Source organism: Pseudomonas sp. KCJK9016 (assembly GCF_046231795.1).
Taxonomy (GTDB): Bacteria; Pseudomonadota; Gammaproteobacteria; order Pseudomonadales; family Pseudomonadaceae; genus Aquipseudomonas; species Aquipseudomonas bananamidigenes.
The window spans coordinates 1-13,417 of the sequence record NZ_JBJJMM010000015.1; the positions used below are offsets into that span (position 1 = coordinate 1).

Annotated in this window: 14 protein-coding genes; 11 read left to right on the plus strand and 3 right to left on the minus strand. The window is 59.4% G+C overall.

Going from position 1 to position 13,417, the window contains the following annotated elements; genetic code table 11:
- Positions 1–120: 120 nt before the first annotated feature.
- On the minus strand, positions 121–1,341 hold the full coding sequence (locus tag ACK6BI_RS15965) for a CaiB/BaiF CoA transferase family protein (protein ID WP_409317815.1): 1,221 nt from the start codon (positions 1,339–1,341) through the stop codon (positions 121–123).
- Between the two features lie 13 nt (positions 1,342–1,354).
- Positions 1,355–2,536: an acyl-CoA dehydrogenase gene (locus tag ACK6BI_RS15970; protein ID WP_065260616.1), complete on the minus strand. Its 1,182-nt coding sequence runs from the start codon at positions 2,534–2,536 to the stop codon at positions 1,355–1,357.
- A gap of 158 nt (positions 2,537–2,694) precedes the next feature.
- On the opposite strand from ACK6BI_RS15970, the gene ACK6BI_RS15975 reads away from it, so the two are divergent.
- The 11 genes from ACK6BI_RS15975 to ACK6BI_RS16025 all read left to right on the plus strand — a co-directional run bounded on the left by ACK6BI_RS15975 (position 2,695) and on the right by ACK6BI_RS16025 (position 12,811).
- The gene (locus ACK6BI_RS15975) at positions 2,695–3,594 is read left to right on the plus strand and encodes a LysR family transcriptional regulator (protein ID WP_409317816.1); all 900 of its coding nucleotides are present in this window, start codon (positions 2,695–2,697) and stop codon (positions 3,592–3,594) included.
- Positions 3,595–4,028: 434 nt separating this feature from the next.
- The gene (locus ACK6BI_RS15980; protein WP_409317817.1) at positions 4,029–5,150 is read left to right on the plus strand and encodes a Re/Si-specific NAD(P)(+) transhydrogenase subunit alpha; all 1,122 of its coding nucleotides are present in this window, start codon (positions 4,029–4,031) and stop codon (positions 5,148–5,150) included.
- Positions 5,151–5,165: 15 nt separating this feature from the next.
- Positions 5,166–5,486, plus strand: a complete 321-nt coding sequence (locus ACK6BI_RS15985) for an NAD(P) transhydrogenase subunit alpha (protein ID WP_003220416.1) — start codon at positions 5,166–5,168, stop codon at positions 5,484–5,486.
- Positions 5,486–6,919 (plus strand): NAD(P)(+) transhydrogenase (Re/Si-specific) subunit beta, encoded by a 1,434-nt coding sequence (locus ACK6BI_RS15990; RefSeq protein WP_409317818.1) that lies wholly within the window; start codon positions 5,486–5,488, stop codon positions 6,917–6,919. The genes ACK6BI_RS15985 and ACK6BI_RS15990 overlap by 1 nt, the downstream gene beginning before the upstream one ends.
- A 216-nt stretch (positions 6,920–7,135) precedes the next feature.
- Entirely contained in the window at positions 7,136–8,629 is a 1,494-nt protein-coding gene (locus ACK6BI_RS15995) for an acetyl-CoA hydrolase/transferase family protein (protein WP_409317819.1), read from the plus strand.
- 322 nt (positions 8,630–8,951) lie between these two features.
- Positions 8,952–9,167: a DUF1127 domain-containing protein gene (locus ACK6BI_RS16000; protein ID WP_003220409.1), complete on the plus strand. Its 216-nt coding sequence runs from the start codon at positions 8,952–8,954 to the stop codon at positions 9,165–9,167.
- Between the two features lie 258 nt (positions 9,168–9,425).
- The gene (locus tag ACK6BI_RS16005; RefSeq protein WP_409317820.1) at positions 9,426–9,635 is read left to right on the plus strand and encodes a DUF1127 domain-containing protein; all 210 of its coding nucleotides are present in this window, start codon (positions 9,426–9,428) and stop codon (positions 9,633–9,635) included.
- A gap of 135 nt (positions 9,636–9,770) precedes the next feature.
- Positions 9,771–10,088 carry a DUF2388 domain-containing protein gene (locus ACK6BI_RS16010; protein WP_065260623.1) on the plus strand — a complete coding sequence of 106 codons (318 nt, stop codon included), beginning with the start codon at positions 9,771–9,773 and terminating at the stop codon, positions 10,086–10,088.
- 107 nt (positions 10,089–10,195) lie between these two features.
- Positions 10,196–10,504, plus strand: coding sequence for a DUF2388 domain-containing protein (locus ACK6BI_RS16015; protein ID WP_409317821.1), 309 nt, complete (start codon positions 10,196–10,198; stop codon positions 10,502–10,504).
- 28 nt (positions 10,505–10,532) lie between these two features.
- Complete coding sequence (locus ACK6BI_RS16020; RefSeq protein WP_065260625.1) at positions 10,533–10,853, plus strand: DUF2388 domain-containing protein; 321 nt, start codon at positions 10,533–10,535, stop codon at positions 10,851–10,853.
- Positions 10,850–12,811 (plus strand): DUF4105 domain-containing protein, encoded by a 1,962-nt coding sequence (locus ACK6BI_RS16025; RefSeq protein WP_409317822.1) that lies wholly within the window; start codon positions 10,850–10,852, stop codon positions 12,809–12,811. The genes ACK6BI_RS16020 and ACK6BI_RS16025 overlap by 4 nt, the downstream gene beginning before the upstream one ends.
- A gap of 69 nt (positions 12,812–12,880) precedes the next feature.
- Here the strand turns inward: ACK6BI_RS16025 and ACK6BI_RS16030 are convergent, their stop codons facing one another.
- Positions 12,881–13,324, minus strand: coding sequence for an anti-virulence regulator CigR family protein (locus tag ACK6BI_RS16030; protein ID WP_085713007.1), 444 nt, complete (start codon positions 13,322–13,324; stop codon positions 12,881–12,883).
- Positions 13,325–13,417: the final 93 nt, after the last annotated feature.

Sequence of the window (13,417 nt, forward strand, 5' to 3'; positions counted from 1 at the left end):
ACGTTTCGACTGCGCCGGAAGTGGGGCGAATTATAGACCTCCAGAATCTGCCGTCAACACTTAATTTCGCTTTTCTTTCAATAAGTTGCAGAATGCCCCTCCTCTATATAGAAGAGGCTGTCAAAGCACCCCACTCTCTTTCATTGCAGCCACCGCACCCGCCCCAAGCCCCAGCACACGCTGCAGAACCTCTAGTGTGTGTTCACCCAGTAAAGGAGGAGCGCGTCGGTATTCGACAGGTGTCCTGGACAACCGAATCGGGCTGGCCACCTGAGGCACTTTTCCCGCCAGCATATGGGGGAGCTCAACCGCCAACCCGCGAAACTTCACCTGTGGATCCTCGAACACCTGTGACAGATCGTTGATCGGCCCACACGGCACACCCGCCTGCTCCAACTGAGCCACCCACTCGGCGGTAGTCTTGAAGACAGTCGCCTGGCGTATCAGCGGAATAAGCACCGCCCGGTTCGCAACCCGCAGTTTATTTGTAACAAAGCGCGGATCGTCCGCCCACTGCGGTTGCCCAGCCACCTCGGCAAACTTACGGAACTGCCCGTCATTGCCCACGGTAAGAATGAAATCGCCATCGGCGGTAGGAAAATCCTGATACGGCACGATATTCGGATGCGCATTTCCCAACCGCTTTGGTGCATTGCCCGTCGTCAGGTAGTTCATCGCCTGATTGGCCAGACACGCCACCTGCACATCCAGCAGCGCCATATCAATGTGCTGACCGCCACCATCATGATCACGGTGAGCCAGCGCCGCCAGGATCGCCACGGTCGAATACAGCCCCGTCAGAATATCCGTGAGCGCCACTCCCACCTTCACCGGTCCGGCACCTTCATCACCCTCGGGCCGCCCGGTGAGGCTCATCAGCCCACCCAGCCCCTGAATCATGAAGTCATAACCCGCACGCTTCGCATACGGCCCCGTCTGACCGAAACCGGTGATCGAGCAATAAATCAGATTCGGATTGATCGCCTTCAGCGACTCATAGTCCAGACCATAAGCTGCCAGTCCGCCGACCTTGAAGTTTTCGATCAGGATGTCCGACCTGGCTGCCAGATCCCGCACAAGCCTCTGCCCCTCGGGACGGGTAAAATCGATCGTCACCGATTGCTTGTTGCGATTGGCCGACAGGTAATAAGCCGCTTCGCTGGTGTTCTCGCCATAAGCATCTTTCAGAAAGGGAGGCCCCCAGGCGCGAGTGTCATCACCATTGCCCGGGCGCTCGACCTTGATCACTTCCGCGCCAAGGTCGGCAAGAATCTGTCCGGCCCACGGGCCGGCCAGCACACGCGACAAATCCAGTACCCGCAGATGCGACAGCGCGCCCATGGTCGTTCTCCTGTTAATAGAACGCCTGCAGACCGGTCTGTGCACGACCGAGGATCAGTGCGTGTACGTCGTGAGTCCCCTCATAGGTGTTCACCACTTCCAGGTTGACCAGGTGACGAGCCACCCCGAACTCATCGGAGATCCCGTTACCGCCCAGCATGTCACGCGCCATACGGGCAATCTCGAGGGACTTGCCGCAAGAGTTGCGCTTCATGATCGAAGTGATTTCAACCGCAGCGGTGCCTTCATCCTTCATGCGTCCCAGACGCAGGCAGCCTTGCAGCGCCAGAGTGATTTCGGTCTGCATGTCGGCCAGCTTCTTCTGGATCAGTTGAGTAGCCGCCAGCGGGCGACCGAATTGTTGACGATCCAAAGTGTACTGGCGTGCGGTGTGCCAGCAGAACTCGGCTGCACCCAGCGCCCCCCAGGAGATGCCATAACGTGCAGAGTTGAGACAGGTGAACGGACCTTTCAGGCCGCGCACGTCCGGGAAGATGTTCTCTTCCGGCACGAACACGTTGTCCATGACGATCTCACCGGTGATCGAAGCCCGCAGGCCGACCTTGCCGTGAATCGCCGGAGCGCTCAGGCCTTTCCAGCCCTTCTCAAGCACGAAACCGCGGATGTCACCAGCGTCGTCCTTGGCCCAGACCACGAACACATCGGCGATCGGGCTGTTGGTGATCCACATCTTGGCGCCGGTCAGGCTGTAGCCGCCTTCGACCTTGCGTGCACGAGTAATCATCGCGCCCGGGTCGGAACCGTGATTCGGTTCAGTCAGACCAAAGCAGCCGATCCACTCGCCGGAAGCCAGTTTCGGCAGGTATTTCTGCTTCTGTGCTTCGGTACCGAATTCGTTGATCGGCACCATCACCAGCGAAGACTGCACACTCATCATCGAGCGGTAGCCAGAGTCGACGCGCTCGACCTCACGGGCAATCAGGCCATAGCTGACGTAGTTGAGGCCACTGCCACCGTACTGTTCGGGGATGGTCGCACCCAACAGACCGACCTCACCCATTTCACGGAAGATTGCCGGATCGGTCTTCTCATGGCGGAAGGCTTCGAGAACGCGTGGCGCGAGGTTGTGCTGGGCGAATTGCTCGGCGGTATCGCGGATCATGCGTTCTTCTTCAGTCAGCTGTTGATCCAGCAGCAATGGATCGATCCAGTTGAAGCTAGCTTTACCGCCCATGAGTGAGTCCTCGCAAATCGGGTGAATTAACGTGGGATTGATCCTAAGCTCGCTTCGCCATCCCGACAAACGAAGATTTCGCATCCTGTTGTGCTACTTTCTCACTCCGAAACGTCGCCAGATGCCTTCTATGCGGCGTATTAGTGAGGTTGACGTACATGCGCCGCAAGATACCCAGCACTACCGCCCTGATCAGTTTCGAAGCCGCCGCCCGCCATGAGAGCTTTACCAAGGCCGCCGAAGAACTTTCTCTCACCCAGGGCGCCATCTGCCGACAGATCGCCAGCCTTGAAGATTTTCTGAATGTCGAACTGTTCCGACGCTCGCGTCGCGGGGTGAAGCTGACGGAAGCGGGTCTTTCCTACAGTCGACGAGTCGCTACCCAACTCGACGCCGTGGAGCGCGACACCCTGTCTGTGATGGGACAACAAGGCACCAATGTCATCGAACTCGCCGTGGTGCCGACCTTCGGCACGCAATGGCTGCTGCCGAGACTGAAGGACTTCCAGCTCAAGCATCCGGAAGTGACGGTCAACTTGACCAACCGCACCCGCCCGTTTCTGTTTGCCGATACCGACTTCGATGCCGCCATATATTTCGGCGATGCTGATTGGTCGGGCACCGAGTCCCACAGACTGATGGGTGAAAACCCGATGCCGGTATGCAGCCCTGCCCTGCTCGGCAACCGGAAGCTTCTGACACCCGAAGAAGTCGCCAATCTCCCCCTCCTTCAACAGACCACTCGGCCCTATGCCTGGCGGCAATGGTTCAATTCACAACACCTGAACCTTCCCCGCGACATGACAGGTCCGCGCTACGAGCTATTCTCCATGCTGGCCCAGGCGGCCATGCACGATATGGGCATCGCGCTGATCCCACCGTTCCTCATTCAGCGCGAGCTGGCCGAGAAACGCCTGGTCATTGCCAACCCCAACGCGCTCTCCAGCATCAAGGCGTATTACCTGATGATTCCGGAGCGCAAGGTCGAATCGGCGTCCCTCAAGGCGTTTCGCGACTGGCTGGTGAATCAGGCACATAGCTACAACCCAGAAGATTAAAGGGCTTCAGCAATTACTAACCCCGTAGTCAGAAAAATCAAAGCCCTACAGATATAACTATTTGTCGCAAATCGACAGACTGTATACGAAGGTCGTACAGACGTCCCAGAAGCGCCTTCCTACGTGGCTTTGCGCCCTCATTCACGACTCATTGCAGCCTATTCACGTCACCGATGAGAAAATTCTTCAAATTCATCCAGACTCCTTGAAAGGCACGGCCTGCAAGGGATTCAACTGGCCATCTGCGACATTCGGTCACGGGATGACTTGTAGTTAATTTTCCGTCACCCGTCATAATCCCTTGAAGGGCATAAACTTCGCCTGCAAAATGCCGCGCCCCGCCCTGATTCGGCGGGATCGTGCTGATCGGCCGCCCCAGTCGCACCATCCGTAGTGCATGGGTTTACTCAATAAGATCACGCAGGAGATTTGACGTGCACATTGGTGTTCCTCTCGAAACCCAGACCGGTGAAACACGGGTTGCTGCAACCCCGGAAACCATCAAAAAGCTGATCAGCCAAGGTCATAAAGTCACTGTGCAAAGCGGCGCCGGCGTTAAAGCCAGCGTTGTCGACAGTGCCTATGAAGCGGCGGGCGCAACCATTGGCAGCGCCAATGACGCGTTTGGCGCCGAGCTGATTCTCAAAGTGGTCGCTCCAAGCGATGCCGAGCTGACGCTGATCAAGCGCGGCACGGTGCTGGTGGGCATGCTCAACCCGTTCAACAATGACACTATCGCCAAGATGGCCGAGTGCGGCATCACCGCGTTCGCCCTGGAAGCGGCTCCGCGCACCTCCCGGGCCCAGAGCCTCGATGTGTTGTCCTCTCAGGCGAATATCGCCGGCTATAAGGCCGTGCTGCTGGCCGCCCACTACTATCCGCGTTTCATGCCGATGCTGATGACCGCTGCGGGCACCGTGAAAGCGGCGCGCGTGCTGATTCTGGGGGCGGGCGTGGCCGGGTTGCAGGCGATCGCCACAGCGAAACGTCTGGGTGCAGTCATCGAAGCGTCCGACGTCCGGCCGGCCGTGAAGGAACAGATTGAATCCCTCGGCGCCAAGTTCGTCGACGTGCCTTACGAGACCGATGAAGAACGCGAATGCGCGGTCGGTGTCGGCGGTTACGCACGCCCGATGCCGGCGAGCTGGATGCAGCGTCAGGCCCAGGCCGTGCACGAGCGCGCCAAGCAGGCCGATATCGTCATCACCACCGCACTGATCCCGGGCCGCAAGGCACCCGTGCTGTTGAGCGCGGACACCGTGGCGCAGATGAAACCCGGCTCGGTGGTCATCGACCTCGCCGCCGCTCAGGGTGGCAACTGCCCGCTGACCGTGGCCGATCAGGTCGTGGTCGAGAATGGCGTGACCATCGTCGGCCCGACCAATCTGGCCGGTGAGGTCGCCGCAGATGCCTCGGCACTGTACGCACGCAACCTGCTGGACTTTCTGAAGCTGGTCTTCACCAAAGAAGGCCAGTTCGAAGTGAACCTCGAAGACGACATCGTCGCCGCGTGCCTGATGTGCCGCGACGGCCAGGTCATCCGCAAAAACGCCTAAGCAGGGATTCAGACGATGGAAGAGCTTATCTCCCCCGGTATCTACAACCTGATCATCTTCGTGCTGGCGATTTATGTCGGCTACCACGTGGTCTGGAACGTTACACCTGCGCTGCACACGCCGCTGATGGCGGTGACCAACGCGATTTCCGCCATCGTGATCGTCGGCGCCATGCTCGCCGCCGCACTGACTGTCACCCCGCTGGGTAAGACCATGGGCACCCTCGCCGTGGCACTGGCCGCGGTCAATGTGTTCGGTGGTTTCCTGGTCACCCGCCGCATGCTTGAGATGTTCAAGAAGAAAGCCCCGAAAGCAAAAGAAGAGGCGCCCAAGTAATGAGCATGAACCTTGTCACGACGCTCTACCTGATCGCGTCGATCTGTTTCATCCAGGCCCTCAAAGGCCTGTCGCACCCGACTACGTCACGCCGCGGCAACCTGTTCGGCATGATCGGCATGACGTTGGCAATCCTTACCACCATCGGCCTCATCTATAAGCTCGGGGCCGAGTTGGCGACTGCCGGTATCGGTTACGTGATCGTTGGCCTGCTGATCGGTGGCACCGCCGGATCGATCATGGCCAAGCGCGTAGAAATGACCAAGATGCCGGAACTGGTCGCGTTCATGCACAGCATGATCGGTCTGGCAGCGGTGTTCATCGCCATCGCGGCGGTGGTCGAGCCGCAGTCGCTGGGCATCGTCAAGCAACTGGGCGACTCGATTCCGGCGGGCAATCGTCTGGAGCTGTTCCTCGGCGCAGCCATCGGTGCAATCACCTTCTCCGGGTCGGTGATCGCCTTCGGCAAGCTGTCGGGCAAGTACAAGTTCCGACTGTTTCAGGGTGCACCGGTACAGTTCAGCGGTCAGCACAAGCTGAACGCGGTACTGGGCCTGGCAACACTGATCCTCGGCGTCACCTTCATGCTGACCGGCAACCTCGCCGCGTTCGCACTGATGCTGGCTCTGGCATTCGTCATGGGTGTGCTGATCATCATCCCGATCGGCGGCGCCGACATGCCGGTCGTGGTATCGATGCTCAACAGTTATTCCGGCTGGGCGGCTGCGGGAATCGGCTTCTCGCTGAACAACTCGATGCTGATCATTGCCGGTTCGCTGGTGGGCTCGAGCGGTGCGATCCTCTCGTACATCATGTGCAAGGCGATGAACCGCTCCTTCTTTAATGTACTGCTCGGTGGTTTCGGCAATACAGCAGACGCCGGTCCTGCCGGTGAGAAGGAAGCCCGTCCAGTGAAATCCGGTTCGGCTGACGACGCGACTTTCCTGCTGACCAACGCCGACACTGTCATCATCGTGCCAGGTTACGGCCTGGCTGTGGCCCGTGCACAGCACGCCCTGAAAGAGCTGACCGAGAAGCTGACCCACCACGGCGTGACCGTGAAGTACGCGATTCACCCGGTGGCCGGCCGGATGCCGGGCCACATGAACGTACTGCTGGCCGAAGCCGAAGTGCCGTACGACCAAGTGTTCGAGATGGAAGACATCAACTCCGAATTCGGTCAGGCCGACGTGGTGCTGGTGCTCGGCGCCAACGACGTGGTCAACCCGGCCGCCAAGAACGATCCGAAATCGCCGATTGCCGGCATGCCGATTCTCGAGGCGTTCAAGGCCAAGACCATCATCGTCAACAAGCGCTCGATGGCCAGCGGCTATGCCGGCCTGGACAACGAACTGTTCTATCTGGACAAGACCATGATGGTGTTCGGTGACGCGAAGAAAGTCATCGAAGACATGGTCAAAGCAGTCGAGTAAATCGCTGATTGTTGTACCCGGACGCCCCGACTTGTCGGGGCGTTTTTGTTTGCAAAAACCGTCGGACAATATGCCGCGTTGTTGCAGATCCGGTAACGGTGTTTTACTTGAAACCCGCTAAATAGACGCCTCGTTTGCGACCTTGGTAGCGGGACAGGCGTCCGCGAAATTCACTAGACTGCGCATCCTGCTACTCGCTGCCCGAGAAAATAATCCATGTACCGTGACCGTATTCGCCTGCCTTCGTTGTTGGATAAAGTGATGAGCGCCGCCGACGCCGCTGCGTTGATTGAGGACGGCATGACCGTCGGCATGAGTGGCTTCACCCGCGCCGGCGAAGCCAAGGCCGTTCCCCACGCACTGGCCGAGCGCGCCAAGGTCACGCCGCTGAAAATCAGCCTGATGACCGGTGCCAGCCTGGGCAACGATCTCGACAAGCAACTGACCGAGGCCGGTGTCCTGTCGCGGCGCATGCCGTTCCAGGTCGACAGCACCCTGCGCAGGGCGATCAACGCCGGCGAAGTGATGTTCATCGATCAGCACCTGTCCGAAACCGTCGAGCAACTGCGCAACCAGCAACTGAAGCTGCCGGACATCGCGGTGATCGAAGCCGTGGCCATTACCGAACAAGGCCACATCGTGCCGACTACCTCGGTGGGTAACTCGGCGAGCTTCGCGATCTTCGCCAAACATGTGATCGTCGAAATCAACCTGGCGCACAACGCCAACCTCGAAGGTCTGCATGACATCTATATCCCGACCTACCGCCCGACCCGCACGCCCATCCCGCTGGTTAAGGCTGACGATCGCATCGGCAGCACCGCGATCCCGATACCGCCGGAGAAGATCGTCGCCATCGTTATCACCCAGCAGCCGGATTCGCCGTCTACCGTGTCGTCGCCGGATGTCGACACCAAAGCCATCGCCGATCACTTGATCACCTTCCTCAAACAGGAGGTCGAGGCCGGACGCATGACCAACAAGCTCGGCCCGTTGCAGGCCGGGATCGGCAACATCGCCAACGCGGTGATGTGCGGGCTGATCGATTCGCCGTTCGAAGACCTGACCATGTACTCCGAAGTGCTGCAGGACTCGACCTTCGACCTGATCGACGCCGGCAAGCTGAGCTTCGCCTCGGGCAGCTCGATCACCCTGTCGGAGCGGCGCAACAGTGACGTGTTCGGCAACCTGGAGAAGTACAAGGACAAACTGGTGCTGCGCCCGCAGGAGATCTCGAACCACCCGGAAGTGGTTCGTCGCCTGGGCATTATCGGCATCAACACGGCCCTGGAGTTCGACATCTATGGCAACGTCAACTCCACCCACGTCTGCGGCACACGGATGATGAATGGCATCGGCGGTTCGGGTGACTTCGCGCGCAACGCACACCTGGCGGTGTTCGTGACCAAATCGATCGCCAAGGGCGGCGCGATTTCCAGCGTGGTGCCGATGGTCAGCCACGTCGACCACACCGAGCATGACGTCGACATCCTGGTAACCGAGGTGGGTCTGGCCGACCTGCGTGGCCTGGCGCCACGGGAGCGTGCCCGGGTCATCATCGACAACTGTGTGCACCCGGATTACCGCCAGGCGCTGAACGAATACTTCGAAAAAGCCTGCGCCATCGGCGGTCACACCCCGCACATCCTGCGTGATGCCCTGAGCTGGCACATCAATCTGGAAGAAACCGGGCGGATGCTGAACGCGTAATCCGCACAGAATTTCCCGCTGGCGCAAACACAGTTTCGCCAGCGGGATTCTGAAAATACTCCACGCCACCAAAAACTGTACTACTGTACCGGTCTTTTCTTACGTATTTTGCCTACCCAATTCTTCGAACCGGGTAAAAATGCACCAAATAAGCGCAGACAGGTACAGTTTGCGCGATTTTGACCCGTACACCCCCTATAAACAGTTAACTGGTCACTCACAATACAAGTGAACTGTATCTAGAGAGTCTGACCAAACGAGAGGATCATGGGCACCAGTTAAACCACTACCTGATCCCGCCACAAGCGGAAGGATGTCAACCATGGAACGTACACTCAGTTCCGAACTGTTCTTCGAAGACAAAGCTGCAAAAACCCAAGCTTCCCTGCCTCTGCGCGTTATCGCCAACCTGATGCTGTGGCAGCGCCGCATCTCCAGCCGCCATCAACTGGCTCGTCTGGATTCGCGTCTGCTGGCTGACGCCGGTATCAGCGAAGCACAACGCTACGAAGAGCTCAGCAAGCCGTTCTGGCGCTAAGTAGCGTCGCTGGCTCTGGTCAATAGACCCACCGCCAGCAACCCGAATTGAACACACAAGACCCGTCGCGGGAAACCGCGGCGGGTTTTGTCGTTTTGGGGGTCGGGAAACATGCGATACAGGTGCCTGCATCGCAGACAGGTACAGTTTTATTTAACAAGCAACTGAACCAGTACAATTCTGTCAGGGTGTATCTGCCTTGCTCATCGTATCCGGCTCAACATGCTCTTCCGCCCCCCTTGGAGTAAGGAAGACGTCATGAATCACTTACAGGATGTTTCAGCAATCACGGTGAAATGCTCTGCTCGCTTCGATCGTATTCGGCGGCTGGTCAGAGGTTTCTGCCAACGCCTTGAACGGGTCAGAACACGGCGCCTGCTGGCCCAACTCGATGCTCGGGATCTCGCCGATCTCGGCCTCAGCCACGCGGATCGACTGAACGAACTGGAAAAACCCTTCTGGCGCTAGCAATCTGCCCACTGTGCGAACCCCGCGCACAGGCCTAATATCCCCGGCAGAACGTGGCGAATGCTGTGCGACTGGCGTCTGAGTTCCCATACACCAAGCCACCTCTCAATACGAAATCTCCAGAGGAGTTACACCATGTCCCGTCTTCGCCTGCTCAGCGCTGCTGCCCTGCTGGCCGTGGCTGCCAATGCCAGCGCCTCCAGCTTCATCGTCACCACTGACGCCGTTGTAGGTGCGCTGAAGTCTTCTTCGGACGCCACTTCCGACGTCAGCTCTTCGCTGCGTGACAACAAGGTCGTTATCGCTGCCCGTGACGACGCTGCCAGCTTCGTTGCCAGCGAAGGCCGGATCCGTGGCGTGAAACTGGAAAGTGCCCTGGACCTCATCCGCCATCAGGCACCACAACTGAACGCGACCGACGCACAACTGGCGCAAGCCATCCTGGCGATCTGACCGGATATGGCGGGACGGGACACGTCAGTCGTGTCCCGATGTTTCGCCGCTGGCTCTGGTCCGGGCATTACGCTAGCCTTGGGGCTCACTTACAGCACCCGAGACTCATGCGTTTTATTTCAAATCTGCTTATCCCTTCTGTTCTGTTTGCTGCCTGCTGGGCGACGTCGGTCGATGCCTTTGATATCTCGACGCAAAACACCGTTGTCAGCGGTTACGCCACCAGCATGGTGTCTTCCGCACCTTTCGACCGTAAACTAATGCTCGCCGCCCACGACGATGCCGCGGCATTCGTTGCCAGTGACGGCCAGTTACGAGGCGCTCAGCTGGAATCCGCACTGCATTATCTGCGCAAATCCCGGCCAAAACTTCATGTAAGCGACCTTGAACTGGCACAGGCAATTCTCGTCCAATAGTCATTCTTGTCCCTCCCGGAGTCGTTCCATGCGTAGCCCGCTGATTGCTGCCGCCCTTGGCCTGCTGTTGTTGGCCGATATGGCCCAGGCGCACACCCTGGTAGCCACCAGTAACATCATTGTTCGCGCCTCCCAGCGCACCATCGATTTCACGTCCGACACCACCACGTCGATCCGCGATTCGAAAATCATCCGCGAAGCCCACGACGACGCCGCGAGTTTCGTTGCCAGCAACGGTGATATCCGTGGCGCGCACCTGGAAGCCGCCCTCAACACCTTGCGCACCCGCGTGCCGGAAGCCCGCGACGCCAGCGACCAGGTACTCGCCGAAGCCATCCTCGCATTGTGAAATCTCTCAGCGCCTGGCTGCTGGCCGGGGCGCTGCTGCTGATCGGCAGCAACGCCCACGCCAGCCTGCAACTGCGGCTCAAGACCGAGGGTCTGAGCCCCGCCCAACAACAGGCCAGCCAGGCGCTGCTCGATGAAGCGATGCAGAAGCTGCCGCCCAGCTTCATCGAACGCCTGGATCGACGCATCGATGTCGGCTGGACCGACGAGATGCCCGACAATGCCTACGGTGAGGCGGCTCTTGTTTCCGAGCTGGACCTGAACCGCAAGCTGCTCGCCAGTCTCACCGATGGCAGCGCGGCCAAACAAAAGACCAGCCGCCCCCACGGCACGGTGCGTCAGGAATTGTTGGCCACAGTGCTGCATGAAATCACCCACATTTACGACCGCGCACGTCTGTGGCCAGCCGCCGAACGCACGCTGATCCAGCGCTGCACCCGGCGTAACAACAGTGCCGGACTGGTCGGCCTGCCGGACGAGTGCCGTGGTCAGAACGACCGGCGCTTCACCCTCAGCGATGACCCGCGCCTGCTCGACCTCGCCGGCTGGCAGCAATATGTCGGCCGCCGTGGCGAACGTGAACAGCACAACCGGCAGATCGCCCGCAGCCCGGACCTGTACGAGATCTCCAGTCCGAAGGAATTCGTCGCGGTCAACATGGAGTATTTCCTCCTCGACCCGAGCTACGCCTGCCGCCGCCCAGCGCTGTACCGCTATTACAAGGAACACTTCGGCTGGGCGCCGCCGGAAAAGGACACCTGCGCCAAATCCTTCGCGTTCCTGAATGCCGGCAATGACTTTGCCAAGCAACCACTGGGGCAGGTCGATCCGGAACGTGTCTACGCCATCGACTACCTGCTGGCCGAAGCGAATCAGAACTGGGTCAGCCGCTGGGGACACAGCATGTTGCGCCTGGTGATCTGCGCACCGGGCCGGCCACGCGGGCCGGACTGCCGACTGGATCTGGACCAGCATCTGGTGCTGTCCTACCGCGCATTCGTCGGCGACGTGCAACTGTCGAGCTGGGACGGACTGGTCGGCAAGTACCCGTCGCGTCTATTCGTTCTGCCATTGGCACAGGTGATCGACGAATACACCAAGACCGAATTGCGCAGCCTCGCCTCGGTGCCGCTGAATCTGTCGCGCAGCGAGATCGAAGACGTGGTCGAGCACGCTGCCGAAATGCACTGGAGCTACGACGGCAACTACTTCTTCCTGTCCAACAATTGCGCGGTGGAAAGCTTGAAGTTGCTACGCAGCGGCAGCAATAACTCGCAGCTTGTCGGTCTCGACAGCATCATGCCCAATGGCCTGCTTGAGGTGCTCAAAGGTCGGGGGCTGGCCGATACCAGCGTGCTGGACGACCCCAAAGAGGCCTTGCGCCTGGGTTATCGTTTCGACTCGTTCCGTGATCGCTATCAGGCGATGTTCGAGGTGCTGAAGAAACAGCTGCCGATCAAGCAGACCAGCGTCGAGGAATGGCTGTCGCTGTCTGCCGAAGAGCGACGGCCCTGGTTCGAACGTGCCGATTTGCGCACCAGCGCTGCATTGCTGCTGTTGGAACAGGCGAGTTTCCGGCGCCAGTTGCTGCTGGCTCAGGATGAGGTCAAACAACGCTACCTCGGTGCCCGGGAGCTGGAAAACGGCGGCATGGACAAGGCCAACGCGACATTGCAGCAAATCCTTGCCAACAGCGGCTTCCTCAGTCGCCCTGCAGAACTGCTCGACTCTCGCGGTTACGGCCTGCCGCAACCCAGCGAGTTCAGCCGACTGGAGGCCGAAAGCAGCCAGCGCCAGAAACAGCTACTGGTACTGAGCGGTGATCTGGACAAGGAAGTGCGTGCGCTGCTGGAACCGAAGCGAGCGGCAGAGATTGCGGCCAACGAGGCCAACGTGAAGCAAATCGGCGAACACTTGCGCAAACTGCACAAAGCCTCGGGTGGCCTGGAGTTGCCCTGAAAACAACGTCCCTGAAAAACAAAAGACCGCAGCCTGTGCAAGGCTGTGGTCTTTTTTATTGCCTGCAAATCAGTACAGAACGCCATCCAGAATTTCGTAGACGATCCCGGTACCGACTGCGATCAACACGATATCGCCACCGGCCCGACGCCACTCATAGCCCGGATACACCGGCAAGCGCCCCAACGCCCGGGGATCCAGCCGCTCGCCATAGTAGCCGTGGGGCAACGGCCGACCGCGTTCAAGGCGAATGCCCGGCGGTGGCGGTGCACCGCGAACGAAGTAGCCGTGGTTGTCACGGATCACCTGGCGCACCGGCCCGAAGTCACGTGGTGGTGGGCCGCCACGGTGGCTGCTTTGCCAGTCATGGTGATCGCCACCGCGATCGTCGTAATGGCCCTGTTGCGGGCCGCCGTGGTCGTGATCGTCGCGTGGGTCGGCGCTGGCCAGCAGCGGCGTGGCGCTGATCATCAGCACGCCCAGACTGGCAATCAGGCGTTTCGGCATTTTCATGGTTTTTCCTCACTGCACTGACAGCAAAAAGGGACTCAGAACGTGGTTCTGAATCCCTCGGTCTTGCTTGATTAGTCTGTGCCGCGAGGTGCT

What these genes read in the sequence shown, in the direction of transcription:
- ACK6BI_RS15965 (WP_409317815.1), bottom strand. Translation starts at nt 1,341, where the DNA reads ATGGGCGCGCTGTCGCATCTGCGGGTACTGGATTTGTCGCGTGTGCTG.
- ACK6BI_RS15970 (WP_065260616.1), bottom strand. Translation starts at nt 2,536, where the DNA reads ATGGGCGGTAAAGCTAGCTTCAACTGGATCGATCCATTGCTGCTGGAT.
- ACK6BI_RS15975 (WP_409317816.1), top strand. Translation starts at nt 2,695, where the DNA reads ATGCGCCGCAAGATACCCAGCACTACCGCCCTGATCAGTTTCGAAGCC.
- ACK6BI_RS15985 (WP_003220416.1), top strand. Translation starts at nt 5,166, where the DNA reads ATGGAAGAGCTTATCTCCCCCGGTATCTACAACCTGATCATCTTCGTG.
- ACK6BI_RS15990 (WP_409317818.1), top strand. Translation starts at nt 5,486, where the DNA reads ATGAGCATGAACCTTGTCACGACGCTCTACCTGATCGCGTCGATCTGT.
- ACK6BI_RS15995 (WP_409317819.1), top strand. Translation starts at nt 7,136, where the DNA reads ATGTACCGTGACCGTATTCGCCTGCCTTCGTTGTTGGATAAAGTGATG.
- ACK6BI_RS16000 (WP_003220409.1), top strand. Translation starts at nt 8,952, where the DNA reads ATGGAACGTACACTCAGTTCCGAACTGTTCTTCGAAGACAAAGCTGCA.
- ACK6BI_RS16005 (WP_409317820.1), top strand. Translation starts at nt 9,426, where the DNA reads ATGAATCACTTACAGGATGTTTCAGCAATCACGGTGAAATGCTCTGCT.
- ACK6BI_RS16010 (WP_065260623.1), top strand. Translation starts at nt 9,771, where the DNA reads ATGTCCCGTCTTCGCCTGCTCAGCGCTGCTGCCCTGCTGGCCGTGGCT.
- ACK6BI_RS16015 (WP_409317821.1), top strand. Translation starts at nt 10,196, where the DNA reads ATGCGTTTTATTTCAAATCTGCTTATCCCTTCTGTTCTGTTTGCTGCC.
- ACK6BI_RS16020 (WP_065260625.1), top strand. Translation starts at nt 10,533, where the DNA reads ATGCGTAGCCCGCTGATTGCTGCCGCCCTTGGCCTGCTGTTGTTGGCC.
- ACK6BI_RS16030 (WP_085713007.1), bottom strand. Translation starts at nt 13,324, where the DNA reads ATGAAAATGCCGAAACGCCTGATTGCCAGTCTGGGCGTGCTGATGATC.